This window comes from Ectobacillus sp. JY-23 (genome assembly GCF_023022965.1).
In the GTDB taxonomy this organism is placed as follows: domain Bacteria; phylum Bacillota; class Bacilli; order Bacillales; family Bacillaceae_G; genus Ectobacillus.
The window spans coordinates 2,954,821-2,980,218 of sequence record NZ_CP095462.1 but is presented as its reverse complement, the minus strand read 5'-3'; the positions used below and the strand labels follow the sequence as shown (position 1 = coordinate 2,980,218).

Here is a 25,398-nt window from a genome sequence, read left to right as displayed (position 1 = left end):
CCCATTCACTGGGCTTTTTTATTGTCTGCGGCGTCCTCCGTCATGAAAGCCGCCTCTTATTCCATACATATCGTGCAGATAAGAGATCCCTTCCACATGATCACCAATGATACGAACTACTGCCGGGGCATGCCCGGTTGGGGAAAAATGCTGATCCGGACGAATTCGATTCATTTTATCTACCTCTACCCGGTGTACACACTGTACACGATATCCTTCCTTAATCGCTTTTACCTGAGCCAATACAGGAGATGTAAGAGCTTCTGCACCAATTCCTTCTACGCACCTACGGCTAAAGGCATTAGGTACAGCTTGAAGTGACCCCACTCCTAAATCTTTACGGCTACATGCCAAATTAAGTGCGTATTTCATTGCTGTCACCAGATGAAGTGGAAAGCGAAGTGTTAAATAATGATTTAAATCGTTTAGTGCTACATCAACACCATCTGCTACTGCTTTTGCATACGGATATAAGTCGCGTGCCAAAATCGCAAAGTCTCCATCAATAAACAACATAATATCTCCGGTTGCGATACGAGCCCCAACTGTTCGTCCTGTATCGTTTCCAAGTGCCTGTGGCCAGTCCACAACTGTTGCCCCGCACTGCTTAGCAATTGTGGCTGTACGATCACTCGATCCATTGACTACAACAATAATCTCGAATGGCTCAATCTTACGTGCTTCCTGTATAACAGCACCAATCGTATCTTCTTCATTTTGAACAGGGATAATAACAGACAGTTGCTTACCACCGTACAACTGAGAACGAATACCCCATCCTTGATGAAACGGGAGATGCTCTTGAATATCTCGCACTCTGCCTCCATCTGTATAATTGCCGCGCTTATTTTTATTTTGAAGCCATTCGCCAAGCGCCTCTATATGATCACCGATGATGCGTTCCTCAGAGCGCGCTAAATGGTGTCCATATGCGCTATGTTCTTCGGGACGAAATTTATTTGGTGCAATGACTTCAATTGCTTGATGTCTATTCACACGCAGCCCCTTCATCCCTATCCGCACCTGCGCAGTAATAGGATTTTGTAGCGCCTCGTAACCAATTGCAGCAATAGCCTCCTTAGTGAAAACATGGGGAACAGATAAAATAGAGTCACTTTTTAAATCCGAACGGCCGATGAGTTCGTTCGTAACCTGACGCCAAATTGTTGTAGAATGCGGCCGCTGCTTTTTCATAAACAGCGCATCAAAGTTGTTCAAGACAACATCTGCTTGACCATGTAAAGCCGGATTGATAAATGAAGCTAACTCCCGCGGTGCGATTGCGAAATCTGCATCTAAAAACAATAATACATCTCCTGTTGCAGCCTGTGCACCAATCATACGTCCGACATCATTACCAAGCTGCTCCGTTATAATTGTATGACACCCATGCACCTTGGCAATATGAGCTGTTTGATCGGTACAACCGTTCGCAACTACAATGACTTCATGAGGCATAAGCTGCTTAGCAGAAGCAATAACCGCCTCTATCGTTTCAGCTTCATTATAGGCAGGAATTATAATAGATAGCTTACGCATCTTGTTGCTCCTCTTTAAACCACTTAATGGTTTCCTCCAGCCCTTTTTCAAAAGAAATCTGCGGCTGAAATTGAAGCAATGTAGCTAGCTTTTTCGTGCAGGGACGGCGATTTGGTATTTCTTCAAAACCAACTGGATACACTTGCTCAAATGGTACGTGTACGATAGAAGAACTAGATCTGGTTAAGTGACGGATAACAGCAGCTAAACTATTTATGCTCATTTCTGCTTCAGAACCAATGTTCACAATTTCCCCATTCACCTTTTCCTCCATTGCTAAAATGGTTGCTTCAACTGCATCATCAACATAAGTAAAGCATCGCGTTTGTGTACCGTCTCCGTAAACAAGCATATCTTCATTTTTTAATGCCGCACTAATGAATCTTGGAATTACACCTGCATAAGGACCTTCTTTGGCGCGCGGCCCATATATATTAAAGTAACGAACAACAGTTGTGCGTAATCCTTGCAGTCCGTAACCAAGACACAAGGTTTCTTCTAGTGTTTTACTAACTGCATAGCACCAACGCAATTTGGAAGTATTCCCGTATAAACGGTCTCCGTCTTCTGTAAATGGAGGCGTTGCTTTTCCGTACACTTCCGAAGTAGAAGCAAAGACAACCTTTTTGTTGTGGCACAAGGCGGAACGTAATATATTGCGTGTTCCATCTAAATTTGTTTCTACAAGCTCAACGCTTCGATCCATCGTGCTTTTCACACCTAAAATAGCCGCAAGATGAAATACACCATCATGCTGTTCTATTAAAGCATCTATCACATCTACATCTAATACACTAGCTTCTATAAAAGGTACTTTTTGGAACAGCGGTGTATGATACGAGCGTGTCCCTTTGTATAAATTATCTAAAATGGTTACTTCATGTCCTCGTGCTACAAGGGCTTGTGCCAAATGAGAACCAATAAATCCGGCTCCTCCTGTAATTAGATACTTCATATGCGTTTCACCTTCCTTAATACACCGCGTGTGTCCAAAATATTTCTTGCCTTGGCTACAGTGGTCCAATCAATCATCGTGTGATCTGTTAAAATAAGCACCAAATCCGTATGTTCAAGCTCTTGTAGCGTCAAAGAATTTGATGTATATTCTGTACCTGCCAGGATTGCTTTTTCAATATAAGGATCATGATACGAAATTTGGAAGCCGCGTTTCACAAGTTCTGCGCAAATCGGTAAAGCTGGCGACTCACGAATGTCATTTACATCTTTTTTATAGGCTAAGCCTATAATGAAAATATGCTTCCCACCTCCAATTGCTTCCTGTGCACGATTTGCAATCTCCTTTGGCATATCTTCATTGATTTCATGTGCCACCTCAATTAAACGGCTTATAAGTCCGTGTTGCTCGAGTTTCCATTGGAAATATAACGGATCGACAGGAATACAGTGCCCGCCAATGCCAGGACCCGGCCAATAGGGTGTAAAGCCAAACGGCTTTGTGGCTGCTGCAGTTAAGGCTTCATAAAAGTCGATATTCATTTTTTGACATAAGGAATGTGTTTCATTCACTAAAGAGATGTTGATAAGACGCTGAATATTTTCAAACAGCTTGCACATTTCGGCAACCTTAGGTGAACTAACAGGAACAATGCGGTCAAAAGTGGTTTCGTAAAGCGCAGTGATTTTTTGTTTGCAGCCTTCTGTTTGACCGCTAACCACTTTGGGGATAGATTGTAAAGTATAAATTTCATTTGCGGGGTCAATTCGCTCAGGGGAATAACAAAGATGGTAATCCGTTCCTACCGTTAAGCCACTCTTTTCGATGATTGGCAGTACTACTTCCTCTAATGTTCCTGGGTAGGTGGAGCTTTCAAATACAATTGTTTGCCCTTTCTGAATATGATTACACACATACTGTGAAGCTGCTTTTACAGCGGTTAAATCAGGCGCTCCATCTTCTCCCATTGGTGTTGGAACTGTGATAATAATATAAGCCGCCTTTTGTAAATGCGGGATCCCGTCATAAGGCAAAAATGCTTGAAATCGTCCTTTTCGCTGTTCTTCCTGCAACTCTTGGGAGGTTACATCTGGAATGTAACTGTCACCCTTTTGAATTGCCTTGATTTTGCGTACATCTTGATCTAGTCCTGTTACAGTATGACCTGTTTTTGCTAAATGAAGCGCTAAGGGCAGGCCAACGTAGCCAAGACCAATTACCGCGACTTGATATGACTTCATGTTATCTTTCCTTTCTGTCTTTATAGTAAATCACGCGCTCTTTCACCGTCGGTAAAACCGCCTCGCTCATTGGTTTGTTCAAGCAAGTACGCAAGCGCCTCCATCTGATCTCCAAAAATGCGTTCAAATGCTGGAATTCTTCCGTTAGAAATGCCATGTTCAGGACGAATACGGTTTGGTTTTAAAACATCTACATAATGAACCGCTTCTACTTTATACCCCTTTAACATTGCCTTCACTTGTGCTAATGGTGGAATTGTAAGTGCATCATAGCCAATGGCTTCAATCACCCGTCGATGCATAGCATGCGGAACCGCCGTTAATGAGTTATTCCATAGATCTGGGCGCTTCGCTGCCATGTTGACGAAGTATTTGCCGGCGCTAACTGGATCAATCGGGTGAAATACGTCTAATAAATGTTGTAAATCATTTAAAGCTACGTCCACACCATTTTCCACAGCACATAAAAACGGTAACAAGTCTTCTGAAGACACTGGAAAATCACTGTCAATAAACAAGCATATATCCGCAGTCGCATGCATCGCACCAATGGCACGGGCAACATTATGACCCAGCTCTTCTGCAAATTCCAGTACAATAACGTTCGCTTTCTTTGCTTTTTGCAGCGTAATCTCATCTGCGCCGTTTGCAACTACAATGATTTCATCTACACCCGCTTTTTTCACTTGCTCGATAACAGCGGAAATCGTATCAGGTTCCGAAGCCGTTGGAATAATGGCACTATATTTGGCACGCTTTTTTGGCATGCACGTATATCGATAAGATAATTTACGATCTGTTTTCCCTGTGGTAAAGCCGCCACGCCTTCCATAGGTGTCAATTATATATTGGATAGCTCGCAAATGGTCACCCATAATCCGGCTTGTTGCCTTTGGATAAGGAGAACCTGGTGAAGAGCCGAGATGAACAGGTCGAATTTTATTTGTATGAATTACATCTACTGATGCGGGTGAAACAATTGACATGCCTAAGTGCACAGCCATTGCCTGTACCAGAGCCGGGTCTGCAAGTGTACGCCAGCCTATACGTTCCACAGCTTTTTTGCTCATCGCATGCGGGATTGCAATGAGAGATCCTACGACAAGCTCCTTTTTATTTAAATAACGATTTAATATGAGCTTTCCTACTGTCGTATAGTGCGGGCGAATTTTTAATAGCACACTCCACGTTAAATTGTTGAGTGCAATATCATGACCATTACGAATCGCCTTTGTAAATAATCTAAGTTGATCTGCTGCTATGACAATGTCTCCATCAAGAAATAATAAAATATCGCCCGTTGCTTCTCTCGCTCCAATGGCTCGTCCTACGTCATTTCCAAGTGCTTGGGCAAAGGATGTGACTTTACAACCCAAGGAGGAGGCTACCTCAGCGGTACGATCTGTCGAGCCATTTACAACTACAATGATTTCATGCGGGAGAAGCTGTTTTGCCTGTTCAATAACAGCTCCAATTGTTTTTCCTTCATTTTGTGCGGGAATAATAACGGATATCTTCATACGGCTTCCTCCTATCCCAATACTCTCACATAAGAAATAACTGGAATACGTACAATAACATCTTCTGGCGGTCCGTAAGATGGAACGCTCGATGTACGAATGATGACCGTATCCTCTGTAACAGCCAGCAAAGTACCTGTTATCACTTCTACTGCTGTAATTACCTGTACAAGCTCTCCTGCTCGCGATAATAAAGCATCTCTAAACATACGCGCTATCTCCTTTCTTATTGCTCACGAATAGTTATAATACTGTTATAAGGAAGCAGTATGGTTGTACCTGTGAATTCCGTAAGCTCCAAATAGTCGGATTCAGCCAACACAATTGCTCCTGTTAAAACACCTGCTGTTGTAGTAATTTCTACTTCCTGATTCAGTAACTGTTCTGCAATTTCCTTAAACGCTGAGACTTGACATTCTTGTAAGATTGCACAAATCGTCTCTTTAAAAAAACTTGATGCAATAACCTCTTCTACTGCTGTTTTCGTGTTATTACGAATCAGCGCAGCAATCTCTGGTCCCTGTAAAACACCTTGAAAAAACTGGTTTAATTGCTGCTTAAATACTTTTGCAAGCTTGCACCAATATGCACGAATGAAGCACATATCTTTCCTCCTATACTCATGTTGTATGGACAACCTAACATCCACCTTAACAATGTATACAGACAAGCTCTATTTGGTTCATAAATGAAAGCGCTTTATTTAAAATGGTTATCTGTCTTTGCATAATTTATTGTCGTATAATAAGACGCAAGAGCACGTAATATAGCTGTTCGTATAAAAATAGAGCACACACTCCATCTGATACGATGAGAAATTTGAGGTGATACACATGATTAACTTACAAATGAATAACCTACCTACCCTGTTAGAGCAAGTACAAGCATATACAAATAGCGGTAAGGTGGCAACATACATACCCGCCCTTGCAACTGCTAATCCAGATGATATCGGGATTGCTATCTATGATAAGGAGCAACATTGTATCTCAGCTGGTAATGCAGAGGTAAGCTTTACGCTGCAAAGTATCTCTAAGGTCATCACATTAGCTCTTGCATTAATGGATCGTGGACAAGATTATGTATTTTCCAAAGTCGGTATGGAGCCAACGGGTGATCCGTTCAACTCTATTATAAAACTTGAGACATCCAATCCTTCTAAGCCTTTAAATCCAATGATTAATGCAGGTGCTCTTGCAGTAACTAGTATGATTATCGGCGAGTCTAATGAAGAGAAAATCGCCCGCATTCTGCGCTTTGTTCGTACAATGTGCGCCAATCCATCGATTCACTATTCTACAGAGGTTGCTATCTCTGAATTAGAAACAGCACACCTTAATCGTGCGCTGTGTTACTACATGAAACAAAACGGCATCATTGATAGTGACGTGGAAGAGCTGATGGATTTGTATACAAAGCAGTGCGCCATTCAAGTAAATTGTATTGATTTAGCACGCATTGGGCTTATTTTTTCTATGGATGGATTTGATCCTTACACAAAGGAGCAGATTATGCCGCCGAACATTGCAAAAATTTGCAAAACGTTTATGGTTACATGCGGCATGTATAATGCATCAGGAGAGTTTGCAATTCGCGTTGGTATACCTGCGAAAAGTGGTGTAGCCGGAGGAATTCTTGCTTGCGTAAAAGATCATGCAGGAATCGGTATTTACGGACCAGCACTTGATGAAAAAGGAAACAGTGTAGCAGGACTAAAGCTCCTGGAATTACTAGCGGCACAAGAAGACTGGAGTGTATTCTAAGAAAAGCGCAAGCGGCTTAATTACCTCCATAGGGCTGAGGTTCCCGGCACAAAAAGGCGCTTTTTGCCTTTTATGGGGCGAGATTCTCACACCGAAGGAGTTAGCCGCTGGAGCTGCCATAGGGATAAAAGGAGCTGCATATGCAGCTCCTTTTATCCTTTTTTCAAGCTATTTTTATACGCTTCGAGCGTTACCAATTCTGGTAGATCTTCGAGGTGATGCTCATCGGCTACCTTATTGTTTTGCGCATGCTTGGGTGGCTGTGGTTCATGGCCTTTTTTCTTGCTGTGAAATGCTTTACCTCTGCCCATTTTCACTCACTCCTTATAAAGAATCAAGCATTCTTAGTATGAACCGACAAACTGTGCAATAATCTTAGTGGAATATGTTGCATATTGAGGTTTTTGTTTATTTCCGCGGAAATATGCAGCTTCCTGTCAAAGTTATTCGACAACACCTGATTGTACAACCTTCACCTGTACATGAACCTTCACTTTTAAGTTTGCATAATCTGAGCGCCATTTCTTTTCATTCCAATTGCGATCTTTTGCTCGGTACACTCTTCCTAGTCCCAAAGGATCCACGCCTTTTTCCTGAAAACGAAGAATGAGCTGCTCTACTTCTTTCTGTGCCGACCGTTCCATTTCTTTTTCAACCTGTCGAACCAATTTTGGCACCTCTAAATTTTTCTCTTCTGTAAATTCTTGAATTTTCCCTTTAACCTTCATGTTTATATGTAACACAGAACTGTTTTGCACTTTATAATCTGTTTTGGCATTAATGTTTTCAATGACTGCAAACTGGTTTTTAAACCGAAAACTGTATGCTCCATTGCTAAAACCATCAACCAAAGCTTTAAATATAAACATGTTCTTAGCTGGCAAAATGTCTCTCATTCGATCTTTATGAAAAAGAGCAATTCCAGCTATTCGAATACTATCCTTATCTTGCATGATGTACGGCAAGAAAGCATCTCTGGCATCATCGTATAAGCTATTGGATAGCAAGTATAAGTTAGATCTTGGTACTGTTCCTGTTTTAATCTCTTGTTCAAATAAAGAAGAGAGCCCCTCAACCACTCCTTCTTCTTCATCATATTCTTTGCTCAAAATTTTTTGTAAATCTCCACCAGTAACAGCAGGATAAGCTAAGTTTCCTACTTTAGGAATTCGATGTAGCGTGTTGACAATTTCTTGAATGCCATGACGAGCAAACGCCTCGCTGAATAAAATAACACGTACCTGCCCCGTTTCCAGAGGCAAAGCGGATTTTAAATCTGCTTTTTCCTTAGCTTCTTTTCCTGTTTTACCCGTAGCAGAAAACACTTTCGTTTGAACACGATTTTCCTTTCGATATAAGGACACCACAAACATTCCCTTTAATGTACGATTACCAAGATAGTCAAATCCCATAATCTGCACTAGGTATAAATCATCTAAAATTTTGGCTTGACTACATGCTACTAACAAGACACAAAGTAAACATATCAATCCACGTTTCATGCTTGTTTCCTCATTTTTTGTTTAATGGTTTGAAGCAAAAGAAGCAATGGAAGATATCCATATATAAATGCTGCTCCTATCTTCCCAACCATTGTATTCATCATATTCACTTTCTCCCGGTCATCCATCCAATTCACCAACAGTAAAGCAGCTATTAAAAGAATGCACAGAAAGTATTTTTGTTTGGCTTTAAACAGTACCTTTAACCCTCGGCTTGCAGCCCAAAAGTTAACAACAAAGTTAGGCAAAATTACAAAAGCCCATAATGAAATTAAAATATATTCAAATCGCTCTATAAAAGGAAATTCAATTACTTTAATCATACTTAAATACGCCCATATACTTTGCGAAAGTTGTTCTTTGCTAAAGAAAGCTAACGAAAGTATCATTAGATATGTATAGCCTGCCGTAGTGAGTAATGCTCCCGCATGCGCAAACTTTTGCGATTTTTTCCCATCTTTCACAAAAGGGTAATAAATGAGAAACACTTCAAAACCTAAGATACTGAATAAAGCCCCTTGCATGCCTTTGACAACTTCCATGGGAGAATGATTGAATATGGGCAATAAATTTCGAAATTCAGCATATCCAATTGGATAAAATACGGTAAAGACCAGAAATAACGGAATGACCATCCCAAAAAAAGCCATTCCTCCTACAACTCGAAATCCGCCTGAAACGATATAATAAGCCAAGATTAATAATACAACCGCAAAGATCCAGGTTGAGATATTAGAGAACATCCAAACCTGTAGCACCTCAATATAAGTACGTAAAACAACTGTTCCTGATATAAATAGATACCCTAAAAAGAAGAGGCTAAATAATCCTCCTAGCCATTTCCCCCATACCGCCCGATGAATTTCGATAAGATCCTTCTGCTCTCCGCCCACTAGCTTATACATCATCCAAATAATAACATTTATACTCACACCGGCTAATAACACACTAATCCAGCTATCGTTGCCAACAAACTTGGCAATAATTCGCTCAAATCCAAGCATTCCCACACCAACCTGCATAGCATGAATCAAAAAAAAGACCAAATAAGGAGAAACTTGATATTGAACAGGTATCGTCTTCATTGAAGCACCTGCTTTCTAGTCTGTAAAATCATTTTTAGGCTTAGACTTATGCTTATCTACCACATGTTTATCAAATCGTTTATTATAGCGAGCTCGTGCTGTAATAGGACGGCTAAAAAAAGAAGAAATCGGCATTCGCACAAAGCTATCCTTCCAATCCGATATTCGCGTCGGATAAAAGGGTGCTAAATACGGTCTTCCTAACGATTGCGCTCGCACCAAATGCGTTAACATAAATAAGCTAAAACATACGATACCAAACATCCCCAAAAACTGAGCGGATAAAATGAGCGGAAAGCGGGTCAAACGGATTGTATTGCCAATTTTATAGATAGGTGTTGTAAAGGACGATAATGCAGATAAAGCAACAATAATAATTAATATGTTGCTCGTTAAGCTCGCTTCAACTGCTGCTTGCCCAATAACGATACCGCCTACAATACCAACTGTTAAGGCCACTTTAGACGGCAGGCGAGCACCCGCCTCACGAAGTAGCTCAATGACAACTTCCAAAAAAAGAGCTTCAATTACCGGTGGAAATGGAATGGTACTTCTAGAAGCGATTAATGTTCTTAACAGTTCCTTAGGAATTAGCTCATAATGATAAGTAAGTACCGCCACGTACAAGGGTGTGGCCAGCATGGAAAACAATACAGAAAACAGACGCAATAAACGAAAAGTGGAAGCCATAATCCAAGGCAAGTTATAATCTTCTGAGGTTGAGAAAAATTCAACTAGTGTGGTTGGTAATGTAATGGCAAAAGGAGAGCCATTCACCAACACAGCAATTTTGCCTTCTGCCAAAACACCTGCTACACGATCAGGCCGCTCCGTGTTAATGGCTTGCGGAAAGAGCGAGTTTGGATTATCTTCAATCATACGTATTACATATGAACTGTCTTGGATATGATCAATTTCAATATTTTTCAGCTTATCTGTTACATGTTTGATATTATCTTGATTCGCAATTCCATCAATAAAAACAACTGCCACTCTTGTATGCGAAAGTGTGCCAATTTCTAATTCTTCCACACATAGGTAAGGAGTCGGTAATCTCCTTCGCAGCATGTTTAAATTGATATCTATTAGTTCTACAAAAGCTTCTTGCGGGCCGACCACATTATACTCAATTTCAGCCGTTGCAATTTGCCTGCCTTCTTTATTGCATATTGCAATGAGAAGACAAGTGTCACTTCCATCTTCAATCATTGCATATCCATTCAGTACCTTGCTTGATATCTGTTCAATATTTCTTGTAAGCTCCATAGCTTCTATCGGTAATGCAATTTGTAAATCAACAAGCGATGAAACATCTGCTGGAACATGCGGTAACACGTCCCGATGTAATGTTTCCTCATTAATCATGGTACGAAAAAAGGAGATTGTAATCTGAGGAGAGCCCGGTAAGGAAAATTGAATAAAGTCCTTAGACTTTTGAAACATTTCAACCAAAACAGCAATAGATTCAATTGGTGTCCCAAATCCGCCTTCTTGTCTCATATCACACTCTCCTTTCACTTGTTTTTCTTTATATTTGGCAATATCTTCATAAACTATGCTTCATGTAAAGGCTCTATTATAGCTTGTTGTTGACTTCACAAAGATTCGCTTCCCACTCCAATAACAAGTGCCCATTATCAGCATTACACTTTAACAAATTCACCAAAAAGAGAGTGTCCAAAGCTTTGGACACTCTCTTTAACTCTCTTTATTTTTAGGTACTTCACAACCCTCATCCGTACAAACGGCACTATCAGCTCCGTTAATCATTGTAAGGGGTTGTTCTTCATCCCATACCTTTTGTAGCGTTTGTAGAAATAGTTCTGTTGGCTGCGCTCCTGAAATTGCATATTTGCGATTAATGACAAAGAATGGAACGCCAGTGATTCCAAGTGCTGCACCTTCCTGCTCATCTGCACGAACTTCCTTTGCAAAAGCATCACCAGCAAGGACTGCGGCAGCTTCTTCAGTATTCAAACCAACCTCAGCCGCAAGTGCAAGTAACGTCTCATGGTCGCCAAGATGCTTTCCTTCCGTAAATCCTGCATAAAACCCGCGTTCCATAAATTCATCCATCTTACCCTGTGTTGCTGCATAGTGCGAGAGACGATGAGCATCAAACGAGTTAGTTGGCACAAAGTTATCGAAATTGAATGTTAAACCATCCTGTTTTCCTTGTTCTGCAAGATTCGCATTCATTGCTTTTGCTTGCGCTACACTCGTACCATACTTTACTGCTAATAAGCCATAAATATCCGTATCATAATCACGCTTTGCGTTCGGATCTAGTTCAAAGCTACGGTATACGAATTCAACTTCATTTTTATGCGGAAACTGCTCTAAAGCCGCCTTTAAACGATGTTCACCAATATAACAAAACGGACACATAAAGTCAGACCATATTTCAATTTTCATAGAAACCCTCCATATTTATCTTACTGTTCATCCATCGTATCATATTGAGACTTTAGTGTCTGTTATAACGCTTTACAGCAATCCTAATTTCTCTAAACCATACTTTACACCGTGTTCCTCTGCCGTTTTAGTAACCATATTCGCATATGCTTGCACTTCAGGTGCCGCATTTCCCATAGCTACACCCATCCCAACCATTGTTAGCATCTCAACATCGTTTAAGCCATCTCCAAATGCCACCGCCTCATCAGGCGCAATTCCAATACGTTCCAGAATTTTTTCAATGCCCGTTGCCTTTGTACCTGTTGACAAGTTTACATCGCAAGTACGCATCGTAGATTGACTCCAGCGTCTGAAATCAAGCTCCGGAATATGCTCTTGATATAAGCGTTCCTCTTGGGCTTCACAATGTAAAAACAACTGATAAATATGTTGTTCTTGCCAAAATGTATGAGAAGCAAGCTCTGGCTTCCATGGGTCTTGCGAAAATGCTTCTATGACATATGGATGTTCTAATGCAGTTGCTCTAAATTCTGTTCCCGCTAGATACGTAAGGGGATGTTGATGTTCCATTGTCTTTATATGCAATTTTTCTAGCACCTTTTTATCAATTGGTGTTTCATGAATTACATTTCCTTCATGCAACGCATACGAACCGTTGAAAAAAATCATGGAATCGATTCCTAAATCAGCGATAACGGGCTGTGCAAAGTAAGGAGCACGCCCCGTAGCAATCACAACATGCATACCTTTCTCTTTCAGCCTTGCGATAGCACCTTTTGTTTCATTGGCAATTTGTTTCCCGTGCGGCAAAATCGTACCGTCAATATCTAAAAACACTGCTTTATAACTCAAAAAACAACCTCCTTCTACATATCGGGGTTTTACTTATACAAATATAATTTTATCACACCATTGACTGTATCAAAATGGAAAGAACTTTTTTATGAAATACAACCGCTTTACATGCAATTTCCTGTTGACGCTTGTAACCGTAACGTTATACGATGATGTTCTGATTATAAAAAAACGTGGTTCGAAACCCTCCCACGATAAAAAACTAAGGAGAGATTACGATGCGTATCAAAACATTAGCTGTAAATAGTATTGTAGCCGCACTGTATATTGCTGTTTCTGCATTGATTCAGCCATTCGGTTTTACCAACATTCAATTTCGCGTTTCAGAAATGTTCAACCATTTGGTAGTATTTAATCCCAAATACTTCTATGGCATTGTACTTGGGGTATTTTTAACAAATTTATTCTTTTCACCAATGGTTGCATATGATTTGGTATTCGGGGTTGGTCAATCCATTTTAGCGCTGTCCATTACTATTTTCTCAGCTCGTTATATAAAAAGCATTCTGGCACGCATGACTTTTAATACAATTGTATTTACGTTCACGATGTTCCTTATTGCTTGGGAACTCAACTTGGCGCTTGATCTTCCGTTTTTATTTACTTGGTTGACGACCGCTGCTGGTGAACTAATTGTAATGACCGTTGGCATTCCAGTTATGTATGCGCTCAATAAACGCGTTAATTTTAAAGAACGTATATAAAAAAAACCTCCAGTCGGAGGCTTTTTTTATATACTTCTATTGTCATGTAATTGTGCAAAGGCGGATAGAGGAATTGGTTTGCTGAATAAGTATCCCTGCATTTTATAACACCCGAGCTCTTGCAAAAATTCCAGCTGCTGTTTTTGTTCTACACCTTCAGCAATCACATTCATCTTCAGTCCTTTTGTCATACCAATAATTGTTTTCACAATAGCCTCTTGGTTGCTGTCTTGATTAATACCACGAATAAACGATTGATCGATTTTCAACGCCTTGATTGGTAGCTTCTGAAGATAGCTTAATGAGGAATAACCTGTGCCAAAATCATCTAAAACAACCTGAATTCCTAAGTCTTTTAGCTTATTTAATTTTACAATCATATTTTCTACATTCTTCATGCTTGCAGTTTCTGTGATTTCCATTCTTAAATAATGTGGCTCCATATCCGTCTCTTGTAAAATTCTTTCCACTTGTTGTACAAAGCGATCTTGTTCAAACTGTCTAGCAGAAATATTGACTGAAACATATGTATTCGGAAAACCATTTTCACGCCATTTTTTATTTTCTATACAGGCTGTTTGAAGAATCCATTCACCGATTGGAACAATTAAACTGGATTCTTCTGCAATTGGAATAAATTCAGCAGGAGAGATGAATCCCCATTCGGCATGCTTCCAACGAATAAGAGCTTCAAAGCCATTAATTTGAGATGAACAAGTATCAACAATTGGCTGGTAATATAGACTTAATTCATTACGTTCTAACGCTTTGTGAAGCGCCTGTTCTACTTGCATCATACGTGATAAATCTTGTGTCATACCGGGATTATAAATCTTAAAATTGCTTTTTCCGCTCTCCTTCGCCCGATACATAGCTTGATCTGCTCGCTTAATAAGACCATCCGCTGTGTCTGCATGGTCTGGATAGATACTTACGCCAATGCTTGTTGTTAAAATATACTCGTACCCCTCAAGCTGCAACGGCTTCGTGATAATATGCAACAATGATTTTGCAATACTTTCTATATGCTGTATGTCCTTCACATTTTCAATTAAAATAGAAAACTCGTCGCCACCTTGGCGAGAAATAACGGTACGATCATCCATGGTTTCTGTTAGACGTTTACTTACGAGTTGTAATAAACGATCTCCTGCTTGATGTCCCAATGAATCATTAATAAATTTAAAGCGGTCTAAATCTAAATACATCACCGCAAGCTTGGTGTTACACTTCTTAGCGCGTTTTAATGCTTTTTCGAGTCGCTTATTAAACATTCTTCGATTAGGTAGCCCGGTAAGTGCATCCTGAAATGCCATAACGTGAAGATCTTCTTCAATCTTTCTCCTACCACTAATATCTGTCACAACTCCATCAAAACGGATAATGTTGCCCATTTCATCCTTGATAGGCATCACATAGTTATACAGCCACTTTGTTTTACCGTCCCGGCTAATGATACGATATTCCGATGTCCAGGACTGTCCCCCTAGTACTTCTTGATACCGCGACTCTATTTCCTCTTGGTCTTCGGGATGGATAAAACTGCGCCATATTTGCCAATCTTCCTGAAATTCTTTTACTGTTACCCCATAAATTTCTTCACATGCTGGTGAAATTTTAAAGGTATACGACTCCTTATCAAGTGTCCACACGCATACATCCAAGCTATTAAACATATTTTGTAGCTGACTCTTTGAGACCAACAACTCTTTTTGGATTTTATTCTTTTCTGTTACGTCTTCCGCAATACCTATAACACCATGTATTTCTCCTTGAATCAGAATTGGTACTGCAATCACACGAAGATCTACACTACGTCCATCTTTATGTAAAATAACCGTATCAAAGCTTCTTTGCTTTCCTTGTAAGGCTTCATTAAAGTGCATGAGCGTTACTTCCAAGTGGTCTTCACGAATAAGAGGAATAAAATTCATACTTAATAGCTCATCTTCTGTTCTTCCGGTTAATGTAAACGTCGCATCATTAACAATAATAAAGGAACCTTGGGTATCTAAGACATAACTCGCATTTGGATTATAATCAAATAATGACTTGTAAACGAGAGACAATTGAAAGTTTTGTAGTTTCTGTTTCAATAGAGTGGCACCTACTTTCTAAATCTATTCGTACATTTTATACTACGGCTGTTGAGTTTCTTACAATTTTAAAAAAACCAATCGGGTACCAATGGATTTGTCTTTCCCTCTTCATCGGTAGCTGGCTGGCATAGTCAACGATGTTAGCCCTATAGTTTTACGTCTCTGCCGTCAATAGGTTTGCCGAATTTATATATGGTACCTAAAACAAGTTATTTCTTAATATAAAAATAAATAAATGTATTTATTTTTAAAATACTACTTTCATTTGCGTCCATTTCCTCGTAATAACATATATTATTATATATGAATTGTTTTCCAATATAAACATAAGAAGGATTTTTTAATAGGTTTTGTTTCAATTCTCTGTTGATTAGCAACATCTGGCTTTAACACAGCCAAATAAAAAAACACAAAACGCATGATAGCGCTTTGTGCTTCTACTTAAACCACCCTTTTTCCTTTGATTGGGTAATTGCTTCGATTCGATTTTTCACTTCAAGCTTATCTAAAATTGTTGAGATATAATTACGAACTGTACCAGTTTTAATGCTGAGCTGATCTGCAATTTCTTTTGTATTTTTCCCATCCGCTACCAACTCTAACACTTCTTTTTCTCTGTCAGTCAATGGATTTTCTTCTCCGTACATATCATCCATTAATTCCGGCGCATATACGCGCTTTCCATTCATTACACTTCGAATAGAGCTTGCCAGCTCTTCACTTGGACTGTCTTTCAGCAAGTAGCCGCTCACACCAGCCCGTACAGCTCGTTGAAAATAACCAGAGCGTGCAAACGTTGTTAAAATAATTACCTTGCATCCTAATCCTCTTAACTCCTCCGCTGCATCTAATCCACTTTTCCCCGGCATTTCAATATCCATAATACAAACATCCGGTCTATGTTTCCGTACCAGTTCAACTGCCTCTTGACCGTTTGATGCTTTCCCTACAACTGTCATATCATCTTCCAGACTTAGAAGCGATCCGAATGCCCCTAATAACATCTGCTGATCTTCTGCAATCACAATGGAAATCATTTGAATTTCTCCTTTTCGGCCTGTTTCGTATCGTTTGGAACTGTAATGATTAACGATGTACCATCTGAAGTTACTATCTCCATCCCGCCATTGATAAACTCCAATCGCTCTCTCATTCCCGAAATTCCGTAACCAGGTGCCCCGTACGATGTAGGTGACTTAAAGGTTCCGTTATCCCTCACGATTAGAGTGATTTCCTTCCAAGATTGCTCAACTGTAATATAGCAAATAGATGCACCACTATGCTTAACTATATTCGTCACAGCTTCTTTTAAACACATACTTAAAATATTCTCTGTTAGCAGTGAAGCCTGCTTAAGAGACGTTCCTTCATAGATAAGACGAATTTCGGCCGCTTCTAGCACTTGCTTGATACGTTGTACTTCGTCTTTAAAACGAATCCCTCGCATTGAAGATACCATTTTTCTTACTTCGCTCAAAGCAGTTCTAGCGGTACGTTGTACATCCTTTAGTTCGTTACGCGCTTGCTCTGGATCTTTATCAATTAATTTACGTGCCAAATCACTTTTCAAACCAATTAATGAAAGCTTTTGTCCGAGTGTATCATGCAAGTCACGAGCAATACGTTGCCGTTCCTCTAACTTTACAAGCTCTGCAATGCGTTTATTAGCATCTTCCAGACGCTCCTCCAGCTCGTCCTTTTCTTTTCTGCTTTGAATATTAAAAGGCATTAAGATTACGCTAATCCACACAATAATAACAAATGGTAACTGCTTTAAAAATAACGCATCATGTGTGACAATGCTAAAGTTAATAGACACAGATGTACTAATAAGATGCACAAAATATATGATGAGAAAGGCAGTACGATCTGCAATGTTACCAATAAAATAAGCGAGAAAAAATGCAAAATACACATAGCTGAACAAACTTGTAGAAGTAATAGAAATACTGATTAAAATAAATGCCCAAACATAAACAGGCCAGCCTGTTGACACTAAGGCAATTCGATAGAAAATGAAAAATAAGATCGTAATGAAAACACCAATTATAATCTGAACAACTGATGAAAGCTGAAAAATAAAATAAAAAGGCAGGATACATAAAATCGTCCATATATAGGGAGAAATCCCGCCTTTTTGAAAGGTCATATATTTTTTTAGCATGAACGTAACCTCTTATACTCTTTTCTCTATTGTATCACGTTCTCTGACATACCGTATGAAGATGCAAAAGAAAGGCATGCACCCAGCACGAGCTTCTCTTAGGCTCTAAACGCAACTACACATGGCCCTTTCTTCTCTACCATCTAAAAACCAATGTTTTTGTTTTTACTTAACACTTGCTCGTTTATAACTCTGCATTGCTTTAATATCTTTAAACGTCATAAACTGTTTCGTGTTTTCATCCCACAAACGAAACTTTAACGATTGTAGACTCGTCATCAAGGTAATGGTCGGCACATTTTGTAAAGGTTCTGTATGATTATGCGCTGCCTCAAGTTTATAATTCGGCACCCGTGGACTTAAGTGATGTACATGATGGTAACCAATATTACCTGTTAACCATTGTAAGATTTTCGGTAACTTATAGAAGGAGCTTCCTTCTACCGCTGCCTTTACATATTCCCAATTCTCATCTTCTTCAAAATAAGAATCTTCAAACGTATGTTGTACATAGAATAACCAGATACCTGCCGCACCTGAGATTAAGAAAATTGGCCCTTGTACAAGCAAAAAAGCCTGCCAGCCAATTGCCCAGCATAAAAGAGCTACGATACCAGCAATCAAAATATTTGTTATATATGTGTTTAAGCGCTCATTCCAGCGCGCGCCTTTTCGGTTAAAGCGGTTGGTAATCAAGAAAATATACGTTGGACCTAGTCCGAACATAACAAGCGGATTGCGATATAAACGATATGCAACACGCGTCCAAAACGAAGATGCAATGTACTCATCCACCGTCATCATCCAAATATCACCAACACCGCGTTTATCCAGGTTGCCACTTGTTGCATGGTGCACAGAATGACTGTGCTGCCATTGATTGTATGGAAATAACGTTAATACTCCTGTAATCGTTCCTAAAATTTTATTCGCACGACGACTCTTAAAGAAGGAATGGTGACAGCAATCATGGAAAATGATGAAAACACGCACCAAAAATCCTGCCGCCAAAACTGTAATAGGAAGTGTTAACGCATAGGAAACAGCTAGACTTTTATAAGCCAAAAACCATAATACTACAAACGGTAACAACGTATTCAAAAGCTGTCTCACACTATGCCACATATCCGATTTCTCATAGGGAGCTACTTGCTTACGCAAATGCATTTGTTTATTTGTCATGTTTCATTTCCCCTTATTCATGTTATTACCTCAAATTATAAAGAAAACCCTTTCTTCGTTGTAGACATACATGTCATATGACACCCATGACAAATGTCATACCCTATATACAGGACTACATTATGGTAGAAGCATGCCGACCACACATAAAAAGTGCAGCCAAAATGGTCTGCACCCTTTTTACGTATAATTAGCTTTTCAACTTGAACGTATAACCCTAATAAGAAAGGCGATACACTAAAAACTTCTCAAACGCATTGCTTTCGTATTCTCCAGGCAGCGTTACTTCATGTATGAGTTCAAATGCCGTTTGGTTTTCTAAAAAATACATATAGTCTTCCGAGCTGTAATATAAAATTACATCCACTTCTCTGTTATGTTCTTCAATAGAACGTAAAATATTATTAATTACATTCATAAAGATTTGAATCGAGAACGGGTTAAAAAAATAAAATCGATTATCTTTTGGTTGAATCTTATAGTCTTGTGCCAAACAGTGCTCAAATTGAATTTGATTTTCTCGCTCAGGTCTTATTTCTAAATATCCTTCCCGATTTTCCATTGCTTCATTGTAAAACTCTTCATTCATTTCAACACCAATTACAGTTGCATGAAACCAATAGTTAATATAAAAATTCAATCGACCTTTACCACACCCAAAGTCAACCACATGATCCTCTGCCTGCAAGCGATAAGATTGAAATAACGTTTCTAAGGCGCTGTAAGGCGTGGGTTCGTAGCGATGATAGTGAAATGACTTATGGAAGCCTTCTTGTATTTCTTCTGTCTCGATGTTTAATAGTTCATCATAATACCATTCTGTCATGCTAAGGCTCCTCTGACTCAAATTATGTATAAATGTATCATATGGTTGAGATAAAGTATATGGCATTTACATACGAAAAAGCGATGTGTATCATCCGTACACATCGCTTTGATTCCTCATTTTCCTCCGGTCATTGATACACCTTTAACGAAGTATTTATTAAAGAAGCCGTAAATTAACAAAACAGGAAGTGTGAATACCATGGACGCTGCCATAATGAAATTCCAGTAGCTGATGTACTGTCCTTTAAACGTATTCAGCCCCAGCGGTAAAGTAAACATTTCTGTATCCGTCATCACGATTAACGGACGCATAAAGTCGTTCCAGAATCCCATAAACACAAAGATTGCTTGCGCTGCAAGAGCTGGCTTTGCCAAAGGAAGAACAATTTTAAAGAAGATACCCATTCGTCCTAGGCCATCCATTGTCGCCGCCTCTTCCAGCTCTTTTGGAAAGTTAATAAAAAATTGTCTCATCATGAAAATGAAAGTCGCATTAATAGCTGATGGAATAATCATCCCTTGATAGGAATTTAGCCAACCAATTTCCTTTAAAATAAGATAGTTTGGAATCATTGTTACTTGTGCCGGAACCATTAGTACGGCCAAAATAATAATGAATAGCGTTTTCTTTCCGGGAAAACTTAAACGCGCAAGTGCGTATCCGGCCATCGAATTGAACAATAAATTCAAGAGAGTACCCGTTACTGCGATAAAGACACTGTTGAACATCCAGCGCGGGAATAACTCTTCTTTAATAAAAATTTGCTTATAGTTATCTAGTGTAAAGTTTTTTGGTATAAAATTTATTGAACCACTAACAATCTCTTCTAAGGTTTTAAATGAAGATGAAAGGGCCCATAAAAATGGAATAAATGTAGCAACCGCATATATGATTAAAATTGTGTATAAAACGATTTTTCCTATACCGGTTTTCTTTTTCAAGCTAATCTCCTCCCTTTCTGTTTTAGTACAAGGACTCTTCTTTCGAAAACTTTCTTTGAATTAGTGTTGCGATTAAGATAACTACCGCCAAAATAAATGCTAGTGCAGCTGCATATCCCATCGTTCCCATTGTTTTAAATGCATATTGATAAACTAACAACACCACTGTTAACGTTGAATTGTCAGGCCCACCCGATCCTGCCGAGAAGATATAAGATTGATCAAACAGCTGGAAGGTACCAATTAAGCCCATAATGACAACGAATGAAGTAACGGGACGAAGGTTTGGAACGGTAATATGCCAAAACTTTTGCCATACATTAGCTCCATCTAACTCTGCAGCCTCGTACAAAGAATCCGGTATATCCTGTAAAGCTGCTAGATAAATAACCATAAAAAACGGTGCTGTAGACCAAATATTCATCATCATAATCGCATTCAAGGCAACACTTGGATCTCCTAAGAAGTTGTAAGTAGGTAGTCCTAAAAATGCTAAAGCATGGTTGATTAAACCTTCTTTGTTATACATCCACATAAAGATTAAAGTTAGTACCGCTGATGACGTTAACGTAGGTAAAAAGTAAATAATTCGAAATAGCTTTTCACCCTTCAGACCAGCATTTAACGTTGCCGCTAAAATAAGTGCCAAAATCGTTTGCGCCGGAACAACAATCACTACATATTTGAATGTATTCCATAAAGCGATTTTGGCTCTTGTATCATCTAAAATACGAGTAAAGTTATCAAATGCGATGAATTCATAGCTGGCGTTACCAAGAAGTTGTACCTTATGAAGGGAAAGATAAATTGCATAAAAGATGGGTCCAATTAAAAACATAAGTAAGATTAATATAGTAGGTGACATGAACACATATCCTTGTCCTGCCTCTCGTAGTGCGCGCCTAGAGATCTTACTAGTTTGAGCAACTACTTGAGAGGAACTGTTTGTATGGACATCAATAAACTTGTTTTCCATTGTATTTAACTCCTTTATAAACACAGCATCATTCTTTTCTTACTATAAAACTCTTCCTGCCGAAGTGCACACATGCTTCAGCAGGAAGAGTTTTACAGTATTATGCTGCAAAATCTATTCATCATTTCGTACAGATGCTTTATATCCGGATAGAGAAAGAAACATGGCTTTCTCTATCCGGATCTGCCTAAAATTATTTTTGTTTAATTTCGTTATTTGCCTGCGTTTGTGCCTCTTTTAATGCCTCTTCCAACGGACGTTTGCCCAAAAATGCACTTAAAAATTGATTGTTAAAGTTGTTAAAGATGATTGGAAGGTTAGAATCATCGGACCATACAGTTGCATATTCAGCACCTGCTACTAACGGCCCACGAAGTGGATCTTTATCGTATCCTAATTTAGCCGCCACTGATTTGCGCGTAGGCAATGCAAATCCTTTACTTGTCCACGTTTGCATACCTTCTTTACCTGTTAAATACGAGATAAGCTCCCAAGCTGCTTCTTTCTTTTTAGATGCAGAATTCATTACATAGCCTACTGTAAATGCCATTGTGCCTTTTTTACCATTCACAGTTGGTACTTCAGCAGTCCCATATTCTGTGTTCGGGAATGTATCAGCTAAGAACGGAATTGCCCAGTTGCCCTCAATAACCATCGCAGCTTTACCTTGTCCAAACATTTCGCCACCCCAAGTTGCACCTACTTCTTTAGGCTCAACAGAAGTTTTATCAATGTTATGTTGATCCACAATTGGTTGTAGCGCCTTTATTACTTCTGCAGATGCAAAATTGGCTTTGTTATCCTTTACAACATCACCACCATTGGATTCCGCTATATAAAGCGAGCGAGCAAGCTCAGGAGATACGCCAAATCCGTATACGCCATTTTTAGTTAGCTTTTTAGATGCTTCACGAAGCTCATCCCACGTTTTTGGCACCTCTACACCAGCTTCTTGAAGTAGTTTTTTATTATAAAACAAGGCAAGTGTTGAATAATCTTTTGGAAATCCATAGGTTTTTCCCTTCACTTGAAAAGCTTCCAGAAGCGGTTTTTCAAAATCTTCTACATCAAAGTCCTCTTTTACATATTTATCAAGTGGCTCCACAGCGCCAGTTTCAATTAATCCAGGTGCTTCAAATGCATCTAAATAAAATACATCTGGTCCTTTACCACCAATTAGGCGTGTTTTCATCACATCCATATATTGATCAGCGATGACCTCATGTTTTACATCAATGTTCGGATGTTTTGCTTCAAAGTCCTCTAATGTTTGCTTAAGCAGCTTCTGCTCTGCTGGATTACCAGACCATCCAGCAAGGGTGATTTGTACCTTTTCACCATTACTTTCCTTCGTTGTAGCCTTTTCTTCATTCCCACACCCTGCTAAAACACTTCCGAATAAAGCTGTTACTATACCCACTGTTGCAATTTTTTTCTTAGCTTTCATAAATAGATTCCCCCTTTAAATAGTTACATTTGTACTGTATTCAAGTTTTGTACAATATGGTAGCCTGTCGTGTTGTTTAAAATTACAACATCGTAATGGTTGGCGTTGCGTACAACTTTCACTGATAAATTTCCTTCGCCAATTGCGATGTTTTCTACAGTTAGCTCATTCATATCAACCAGTAGCTTAGGTGCTAATATAATTTCTTTCGTTAATCCATTAGGAAACAGTCCTAGCATAGTTTGAATGAAAACCAGAGGCGTTCCGGCAGCCCAAGCCTGCGGCGAACAAGCAACCGGGTAATTAACTGCTTTTCCCAAAGATGTATCATAACCGCAAAATAATTCAGGTAAACGGTCATACTCAAAATGACTAGCTGCTTGGATTAACCCTTCAATCACAGTATTAGCTTCATCTTGACGACCGATTTTACTCATGCCTAGTAAGATCATGCTGTTATCATGCGGCCACACGCTTCCATCGTGATAGCTCATCGGATTATACCCTGCTTCTCCAGTTCCCATAGTACGAATGCCGTAGCCAGAAAACATCTTAGGTGATACGAGCGTTTTAATAACCGCATCTGCTCGCGTATCCTCCAACATTTCAGACCATAAAACGTGTCCTGGATTCGATGTAATTGTACCAACCTGTTTCTTGTGCGCATCTAATGCAATCGCATAGAACTGCTGCTCCTCCATCCAAAACTCCTCTTCAAAACGCGTTTTCAGGCTTTGTGCTTGTTGACGAAGTTCAACTGCTCGAGCTTCTTCACCCAACGTTTCAAAGATACAAGCAATCCCGACTTTTGCTTGATATACATAGCCCTGTACTTCCGCTAAAGCAATTGGTGTTTTTGCATATTCTCCATCACGATGAACAATGGAATCTCCTGAATCCTTCCAACCTTGATTTGCAATGCCCTTGCTTGATTCCTGATGATATTCTACAAATAAATCACCATCGCGATCTCCATATTGATCAATCCACTGTAATGCAGCTTCAATGTTCTCACGCAACTCTTTTGCAATTTCTATGTCGCCTGTCCATTTTACGTATTCAGCTAATAGCATTAAAAACAATGGTGTTGCATCAATCGTGCCGTAATAAGGGGTAAAAGGAATTTGATTGGTGTTTGCCAGTTCTCCAAAGCGCATTTCATGCATGATTTTACCTGGCTGTTCATCGCGCCATGGATCTACATTTTTCCCCTGATATTGAGCCATGGTGAGAAGAGTACCTTTTGCTATTTCAGGGTTAAAGCTCAGCATTTGCAAAGCAGCAATTAAGCTGTCCCTGCCGAAAGGAACACCAAACCAAGGTAAACCGGCAACTGGAAATTGACCATAGCCTAAATCAGTGAGTAACACTCTTAAATCAGCGATACCGCGATCAACTAATCTTTGTAATGGTTGATAATCCGTTTGTACTTTCGTTGTTTTCTTATCCCAGTCTACATACGATTGTTTTAGTTTTTTCATTGCTTCTTGAGGATGAAGAGACTCTTTTGTAGGCTCTCCAGCAATTACAGGCTGAATGATAAAAGTGACAGTATCTTCTTGACCATGAGCTAATGTATATTGAAATTGAACAATGCCTTCTAGCTGAATTTCTTCCGCTGGTCGATTCCACTGCACCTTAGTGCCTCTTTCAATCCCATCATATCCTTTATAATGGTACGTTAATGTGTTTCCTTCCTGTGTCTGTCCTTGGCGCTCGCCAACCTTTCCTGTTTGAAAGCCCCGTACAATGAACATGTCTGCGAAATCTACATCCATTTCTACGGTGATACTAAAAGAGACTGGTTTAGGATAATAGTTTTTCACTTTGATTGTCTCATAGAGAATCTCATCATAAATGAAGCGTTGTCGTTCCAGTTCAACTGATTCCCTCCACAAAATTAATTCGCCGTCCCTCTCCATGTGTGGATTCGTCAGCAAAATTTTTGACATATAATTTTCAGTAGCATCCGAAGAGAGTAAAATAGGCTTTTCACCATTGATTTTGATATCTAATTTGCTTAGGAATCTAGTATCTTTTTTATACAAGCCAAGACCGTAAGAATGGCCTTCTGGAATATTGCCACTTGTATCCGTCAATAAAAATAAATCATTCTCCTTAATAACACGATAGTCCATAATTGTATCCTCCTGTCGCATGACCGAAACGTTTCGGAAC

General features: G+C 39.4%; 23 protein-coding genes and 1 riboswitch. Of the genes, 2 read left to right on the top strand and 21 right to left on the bottom strand.

The features are described 5' to 3' along the window. Nucleotides 1–18 precede the first annotated feature (18 nt). Genes MUG87_RS15070 through MUG87_RS15045 form a run of 6 tightly spaced genes read right to left on the bottom strand, consistent with a single transcriptional unit; the run spans nucleotide 19 to nucleotide 5,859 of the window. On the bottom strand, nucleotides 19–1,539 hold the full coding sequence (locus MUG87_RS15070; RefSeq protein ID WP_247083259.1) for a glycosyltransferase family 2 protein: 1,521 nt from the start codon (nucleotides 1,537–1,539) through the stop codon (nucleotides 19–21). After that, nucleotides 1,532–2,494 (bottom strand): NAD-dependent epimerase/dehydratase family protein, encoded by a 963-nt coding sequence (locus tag MUG87_RS15065; RefSeq protein WP_247083257.1) that lies wholly within the window; start codon nucleotides 2,492–2,494, stop codon nucleotides 1,532–1,534. The genes MUG87_RS15070 and MUG87_RS15065 overlap by 8 nt, the downstream gene beginning before the upstream one ends. Further along, nucleotides 2,491–3,735 carry a nucleotide sugar dehydrogenase gene (locus MUG87_RS15060; protein ID WP_247083255.1) on the bottom strand — a complete coding sequence of 415 codons (1,245 nt, stop codon included), beginning with the start codon at nucleotides 3,733–3,735 and terminating at the stop codon, nucleotides 2,491–2,493. The genes MUG87_RS15065 and MUG87_RS15060 overlap by 4 nt, the downstream gene beginning before the upstream one ends. Before the next feature lie 20 nt (nucleotides 3,736–3,755). Further along, nucleotides 3,756–5,255 (bottom strand): glycosyltransferase family 2 protein, encoded by a 1,500-nt coding sequence (locus tag MUG87_RS15055; protein WP_247083253.1) that lies wholly within the window; start codon nucleotides 5,253–5,255, stop codon nucleotides 3,756–3,758. Nucleotides 5,256–5,266: 11 nt separating this feature from the next. Then, nucleotides 5,267–5,464: a hypothetical protein gene (locus MUG87_RS15050; RefSeq protein ID WP_247083251.1), complete on the bottom strand. Its 198-nt coding sequence runs from the start codon at nucleotides 5,462–5,464 to the stop codon at nucleotides 5,267–5,269. Nucleotides 5,465–5,481: 17 nt separating this feature from the next. Further along, on the bottom strand, nucleotides 5,482–5,859 hold the full coding sequence (locus MUG87_RS15045) for a DUF2642 domain-containing protein (RefSeq protein ID WP_247083249.1): 378 nt from the start codon (nucleotides 5,857–5,859) through the stop codon (nucleotides 5,482–5,484). Between the two features lie 229 nt (nucleotides 5,860–6,088). Here MUG87_RS15045 and glsA point away from each other — a divergent pair, with 229 nt between their 5' ends. After that, nucleotides 6,089–7,018: a glutaminase A gene (gene glsA / locus MUG87_RS15040; RefSeq protein ID WP_247083247.1), complete on the top strand. Its 930-nt coding sequence runs from the start codon at nucleotides 6,089–6,091 to the stop codon at nucleotides 7,016–7,018. Between the two features lie 152 nt (nucleotides 7,019–7,170). Here the strand turns inward: glsA and MUG87_RS15035 are convergent, their stop codons facing one another. The 6 genes from MUG87_RS15035 to MUG87_RS15010 all read right to left on the bottom strand — a co-directional run bounded on the left by MUG87_RS15035 (nucleotide 7,171) and on the right by MUG87_RS15010 (nucleotide 12,875). Further along, nucleotides 7,171–7,329: a hypothetical protein gene (locus MUG87_RS15035; RefSeq protein ID WP_164464309.1), complete on the bottom strand. Its 159-nt coding sequence runs from the start codon at nucleotides 7,327–7,329 to the stop codon at nucleotides 7,171–7,173. A 132-nt stretch (nucleotides 7,330–7,461) separates the two neighbouring features. Further along, nucleotides 7,462–8,520, bottom strand: coding sequence for a Ger(x)C family spore germination protein (locus MUG87_RS15030; protein WP_247083245.1), 1,059 nt, complete (start codon nucleotides 8,518–8,520; stop codon nucleotides 7,462–7,464). Continuing rightward, nucleotides 8,517–9,605 carry a GerAB/ArcD/ProY family transporter gene (locus tag MUG87_RS15025; RefSeq protein ID WP_247083243.1) on the bottom strand — a complete coding sequence of 363 codons (1,089 nt, stop codon included), beginning with the start codon at nucleotides 9,603–9,605 and terminating at the stop codon, nucleotides 8,517–8,519. Before MUG87_RS15025 ends, MUG87_RS15030 begins: the two co-directional genes overlap by 4 nt. 15 nt (nucleotides 9,606–9,620) lie before the next feature. After that, entirely contained in the window at nucleotides 9,621–11,105 is a 1,485-nt protein-coding gene (locus MUG87_RS15020; protein ID WP_247083241.1) for a spore germination protein, read from the bottom strand. A 198-nt stretch (nucleotides 11,106–11,303) separates the two neighbouring features. Further along, on the bottom strand, nucleotides 11,304–12,020 hold the full coding sequence (locus MUG87_RS15015; RefSeq protein ID WP_247083239.1) for a DsbA family oxidoreductase: 717 nt from the start codon (nucleotides 12,018–12,020) through the stop codon (nucleotides 11,304–11,306). Nucleotides 12,021–12,092: 72 nt separating this feature from the next. Continuing rightward, nucleotides 12,093–12,875, bottom strand: a complete 783-nt coding sequence (locus MUG87_RS15010) for a Cof-type HAD-IIB family hydrolase (RefSeq protein ID WP_247083237.1) — start codon at nucleotides 12,873–12,875, stop codon at nucleotides 12,093–12,095. A gap of 170 nt (nucleotides 12,876–13,045) precedes the next feature. Continuing rightward, nucleotides 13,046–13,090: riboswitch (PreQ1 riboswitch) on the top strand. 6 nt (nucleotides 13,091–13,096) lie between these two features. Here MUG87_RS15010 and MUG87_RS15005 point away from each other — a divergent pair. Continuing rightward, on the top strand, nucleotides 13,097–13,582 hold the full coding sequence (locus MUG87_RS15005; protein ID WP_247083235.1) for a QueT transporter family protein: 486 nt from the start codon (nucleotides 13,097–13,099) through the stop codon (nucleotides 13,580–13,582). 26 nt (nucleotides 13,583–13,608) lie between these two features. On the opposite strand, the gene MUG87_RS15000 is transcribed toward MUG87_RS15005, so the two are convergent. The 9 genes from MUG87_RS15000 to MUG87_RS14960 form a co-directional block, all read right to left on the bottom strand. Continuing rightward, the gene (locus MUG87_RS15000) at nucleotides 13,609–15,678 is read right to left on the bottom strand and encodes a sensor domain-containing protein (RefSeq protein WP_247083232.1); all 2,070 of its coding nucleotides are present in this window, start codon (nucleotides 15,676–15,678) and stop codon (nucleotides 13,609–13,611) included. A gap of 440 nt (nucleotides 15,679–16,118) precedes the next feature. Further along, nucleotides 16,119–16,718, bottom strand: coding sequence for a response regulator transcription factor (locus MUG87_RS14995; RefSeq protein ID WP_247083230.1), 600 nt, complete (start codon nucleotides 16,716–16,718; stop codon nucleotides 16,119–16,121). Further along, nucleotides 16,715–17,845: a sensor histidine kinase gene (locus tag MUG87_RS14990; protein WP_247083228.1), complete on the bottom strand. Its 1,131-nt coding sequence runs from the start codon at nucleotides 17,843–17,845 to the stop codon at nucleotides 16,715–16,717. The genes MUG87_RS14995 and MUG87_RS14990 overlap by 4 nt, the downstream gene beginning before the upstream one ends. Nucleotides 17,846–18,010: 165 nt before the next feature. Next, nucleotides 18,011–19,027 carry a Delta(5) desaturase DesA gene (locus MUG87_RS14985; protein ID WP_247083226.1) on the bottom strand — a complete coding sequence of 339 codons (1,017 nt, stop codon included), beginning with the start codon at nucleotides 19,025–19,027 and terminating at the stop codon, nucleotides 18,011–18,013. A gap of 217 nt (nucleotides 19,028–19,244) precedes the next feature. Then, nucleotides 19,245–19,853, bottom strand: coding sequence for a methyltransferase (locus tag MUG87_RS14980; RefSeq protein ID WP_247083224.1), 609 nt, complete (start codon nucleotides 19,851–19,853; stop codon nucleotides 19,245–19,247). 116 nt (nucleotides 19,854–19,969) lie between these two features. Then, nucleotides 19,970–20,797: a carbohydrate ABC transporter permease gene (locus tag MUG87_RS14975; RefSeq protein ID WP_247083222.1), complete on the bottom strand. Its 828-nt coding sequence runs from the start codon at nucleotides 20,795–20,797 to the stop codon at nucleotides 19,970–19,972. Nucleotides 20,798–20,819: 22 nt separating this feature from the next. Next, nucleotides 20,820–21,662, bottom strand: a complete 843-nt coding sequence (locus MUG87_RS14970) for a carbohydrate ABC transporter permease (protein ID WP_247087710.1) — start codon at nucleotides 21,660–21,662, stop codon at nucleotides 20,820–20,822. Between the two features lie 304 nt (nucleotides 21,663–21,966). Beyond that, nucleotides 21,967–23,220, bottom strand: a complete 1,254-nt coding sequence (locus MUG87_RS14965; RefSeq protein ID WP_247083219.1) for an ABC transporter substrate-binding protein — start codon at nucleotides 23,218–23,220, stop codon at nucleotides 21,967–21,969. Nucleotides 23,221–23,243: 23 nt separating this feature from the next. Further along, on the bottom strand, nucleotides 23,244–25,358 hold the full coding sequence (locus tag MUG87_RS14960; protein WP_247083217.1) for an amylo-alpha-1,6-glucosidase: 2,115 nt from the start codon (nucleotides 25,356–25,358) through the stop codon (nucleotides 23,244–23,246). Between the last annotated feature and the right edge of the window lie 40 nt (nucleotides 25,359–25,398).

Bases quoted from the DNA above. Each gene is read 5' to 3' on its own strand.
- MUG87_RS15065 (WP_247083257.1), bottom strand. From the start codon at position 2,494: ATGAAGTATCTAATTACAGGAGGAGCCGGATTTATTGGTTCTCATTTG.
- MUG87_RS15045 (WP_247083249.1), bottom strand. From the start codon at position 5,859: ATGTGCTTCATTCGTGCATATTGGTGCAAGCTTGCAAAAGTATTTAAG.
- MUG87_RS14965 (WP_247083219.1), bottom strand. From the start codon at position 23,220: ATGAAAGCTAAGAAAAAAATTGCAACAGTGGGTATAGTAACAGCTTTA.
- MUG87_RS15050 (WP_247083251.1), bottom strand. From the start codon at position 5,464: ATGTTTAGAGATGCTTTATTATCGCGAGCAGGAGAGCTTGTACAGGTA.
- MUG87_RS14980 (WP_247083224.1), bottom strand. From the start codon at position 19,853: ATGACAGAATGGTATTATGATGAACTATTAAACATCGAGACAGAAGAA.
- MUG87_RS15060 (WP_247083255.1), bottom strand. From the start codon at position 3,735: ATGAAGTCATATCAAGTCGCGGTAATTGGTCTTGGCTACGTTGGCCTG.
- MUG87_RS15035 (WP_164464309.1), bottom strand. From the start codon at position 7,329: ATGGGCAGAGGTAAAGCATTTCACAGCAAGAAAAAAGGCCATGAACCA.
- MUG87_RS15025 (WP_247083243.1), bottom strand. From the start codon at position 9,605: ATGAAGACGATACCTGTTCAATATCAAGTTTCTCCTTATTTGGTCTTT.
- MUG87_RS14970 (WP_247087710.1), bottom strand. From the start codon at position 21,662: ATGTCACCTACTATATTAATCTTACTTATGTTTTTAATTGGACCCATC.
- glsA (WP_247083247.1), top strand. From the start codon at position 6,089: ATGATTAACTTACAAATGAATAACCTACCTACCCTGTTAGAGCAAGTA.
- MUG87_RS14985 (WP_247083226.1), bottom strand. From the start codon at position 19,027: ATGACAAATAAACAAATGCATTTGCGTAAGCAAGTAGCTCCCTATGAG.
- MUG87_RS15015 (WP_247083239.1), bottom strand. From the start codon at position 12,020: ATGAAAATTGAAATATGGTCTGACTTTATGTGTCCGTTTTGTTATATT.
- MUG87_RS15005 (WP_247083235.1), top strand. From the start codon at position 13,097: ATGCGTATCAAAACATTAGCTGTAAATAGTATTGTAGCCGCACTGTAT.
- MUG87_RS15070 (WP_247083259.1), bottom strand. From the start codon at position 1,539: ATGCGTAAGCTATCTATTATAATTCCTGCCTATAATGAAGCTGAAACG.
- MUG87_RS15055 (WP_247083253.1), bottom strand. From the start codon at position 5,255: ATGAAGATATCCGTTATTATTCCCGCACAAAATGAAGGAAAAACAATT.
- MUG87_RS14990 (WP_247083228.1), bottom strand. From the start codon at position 17,845: ATGCTAAAAAAATATATGACCTTTCAAAAAGGCGGGATTTCTCCCTAT.
- MUG87_RS15030 (WP_247083245.1), bottom strand. From the start codon at position 8,520: ATGAAACGTGGATTGATATGTTTACTTTGTGTCTTGTTAGTAGCATGT.
- MUG87_RS15020 (WP_247083241.1), bottom strand. From the start codon at position 11,105: ATGAGACAAGAAGGCGGATTTGGGACACCAATTGAATCTATTGCTGTT.
- MUG87_RS14960 (WP_247083217.1), bottom strand. From the start codon at position 25,358: ATGGACTATCGTGTTATTAAGGAGAATGATTTATTTTTATTGACGGAT.
- MUG87_RS14995 (WP_247083230.1), bottom strand. From the start codon at position 16,718: ATGATTTCCATTGTGATTGCAGAAGATCAGCAGATGTTATTAGGGGCA.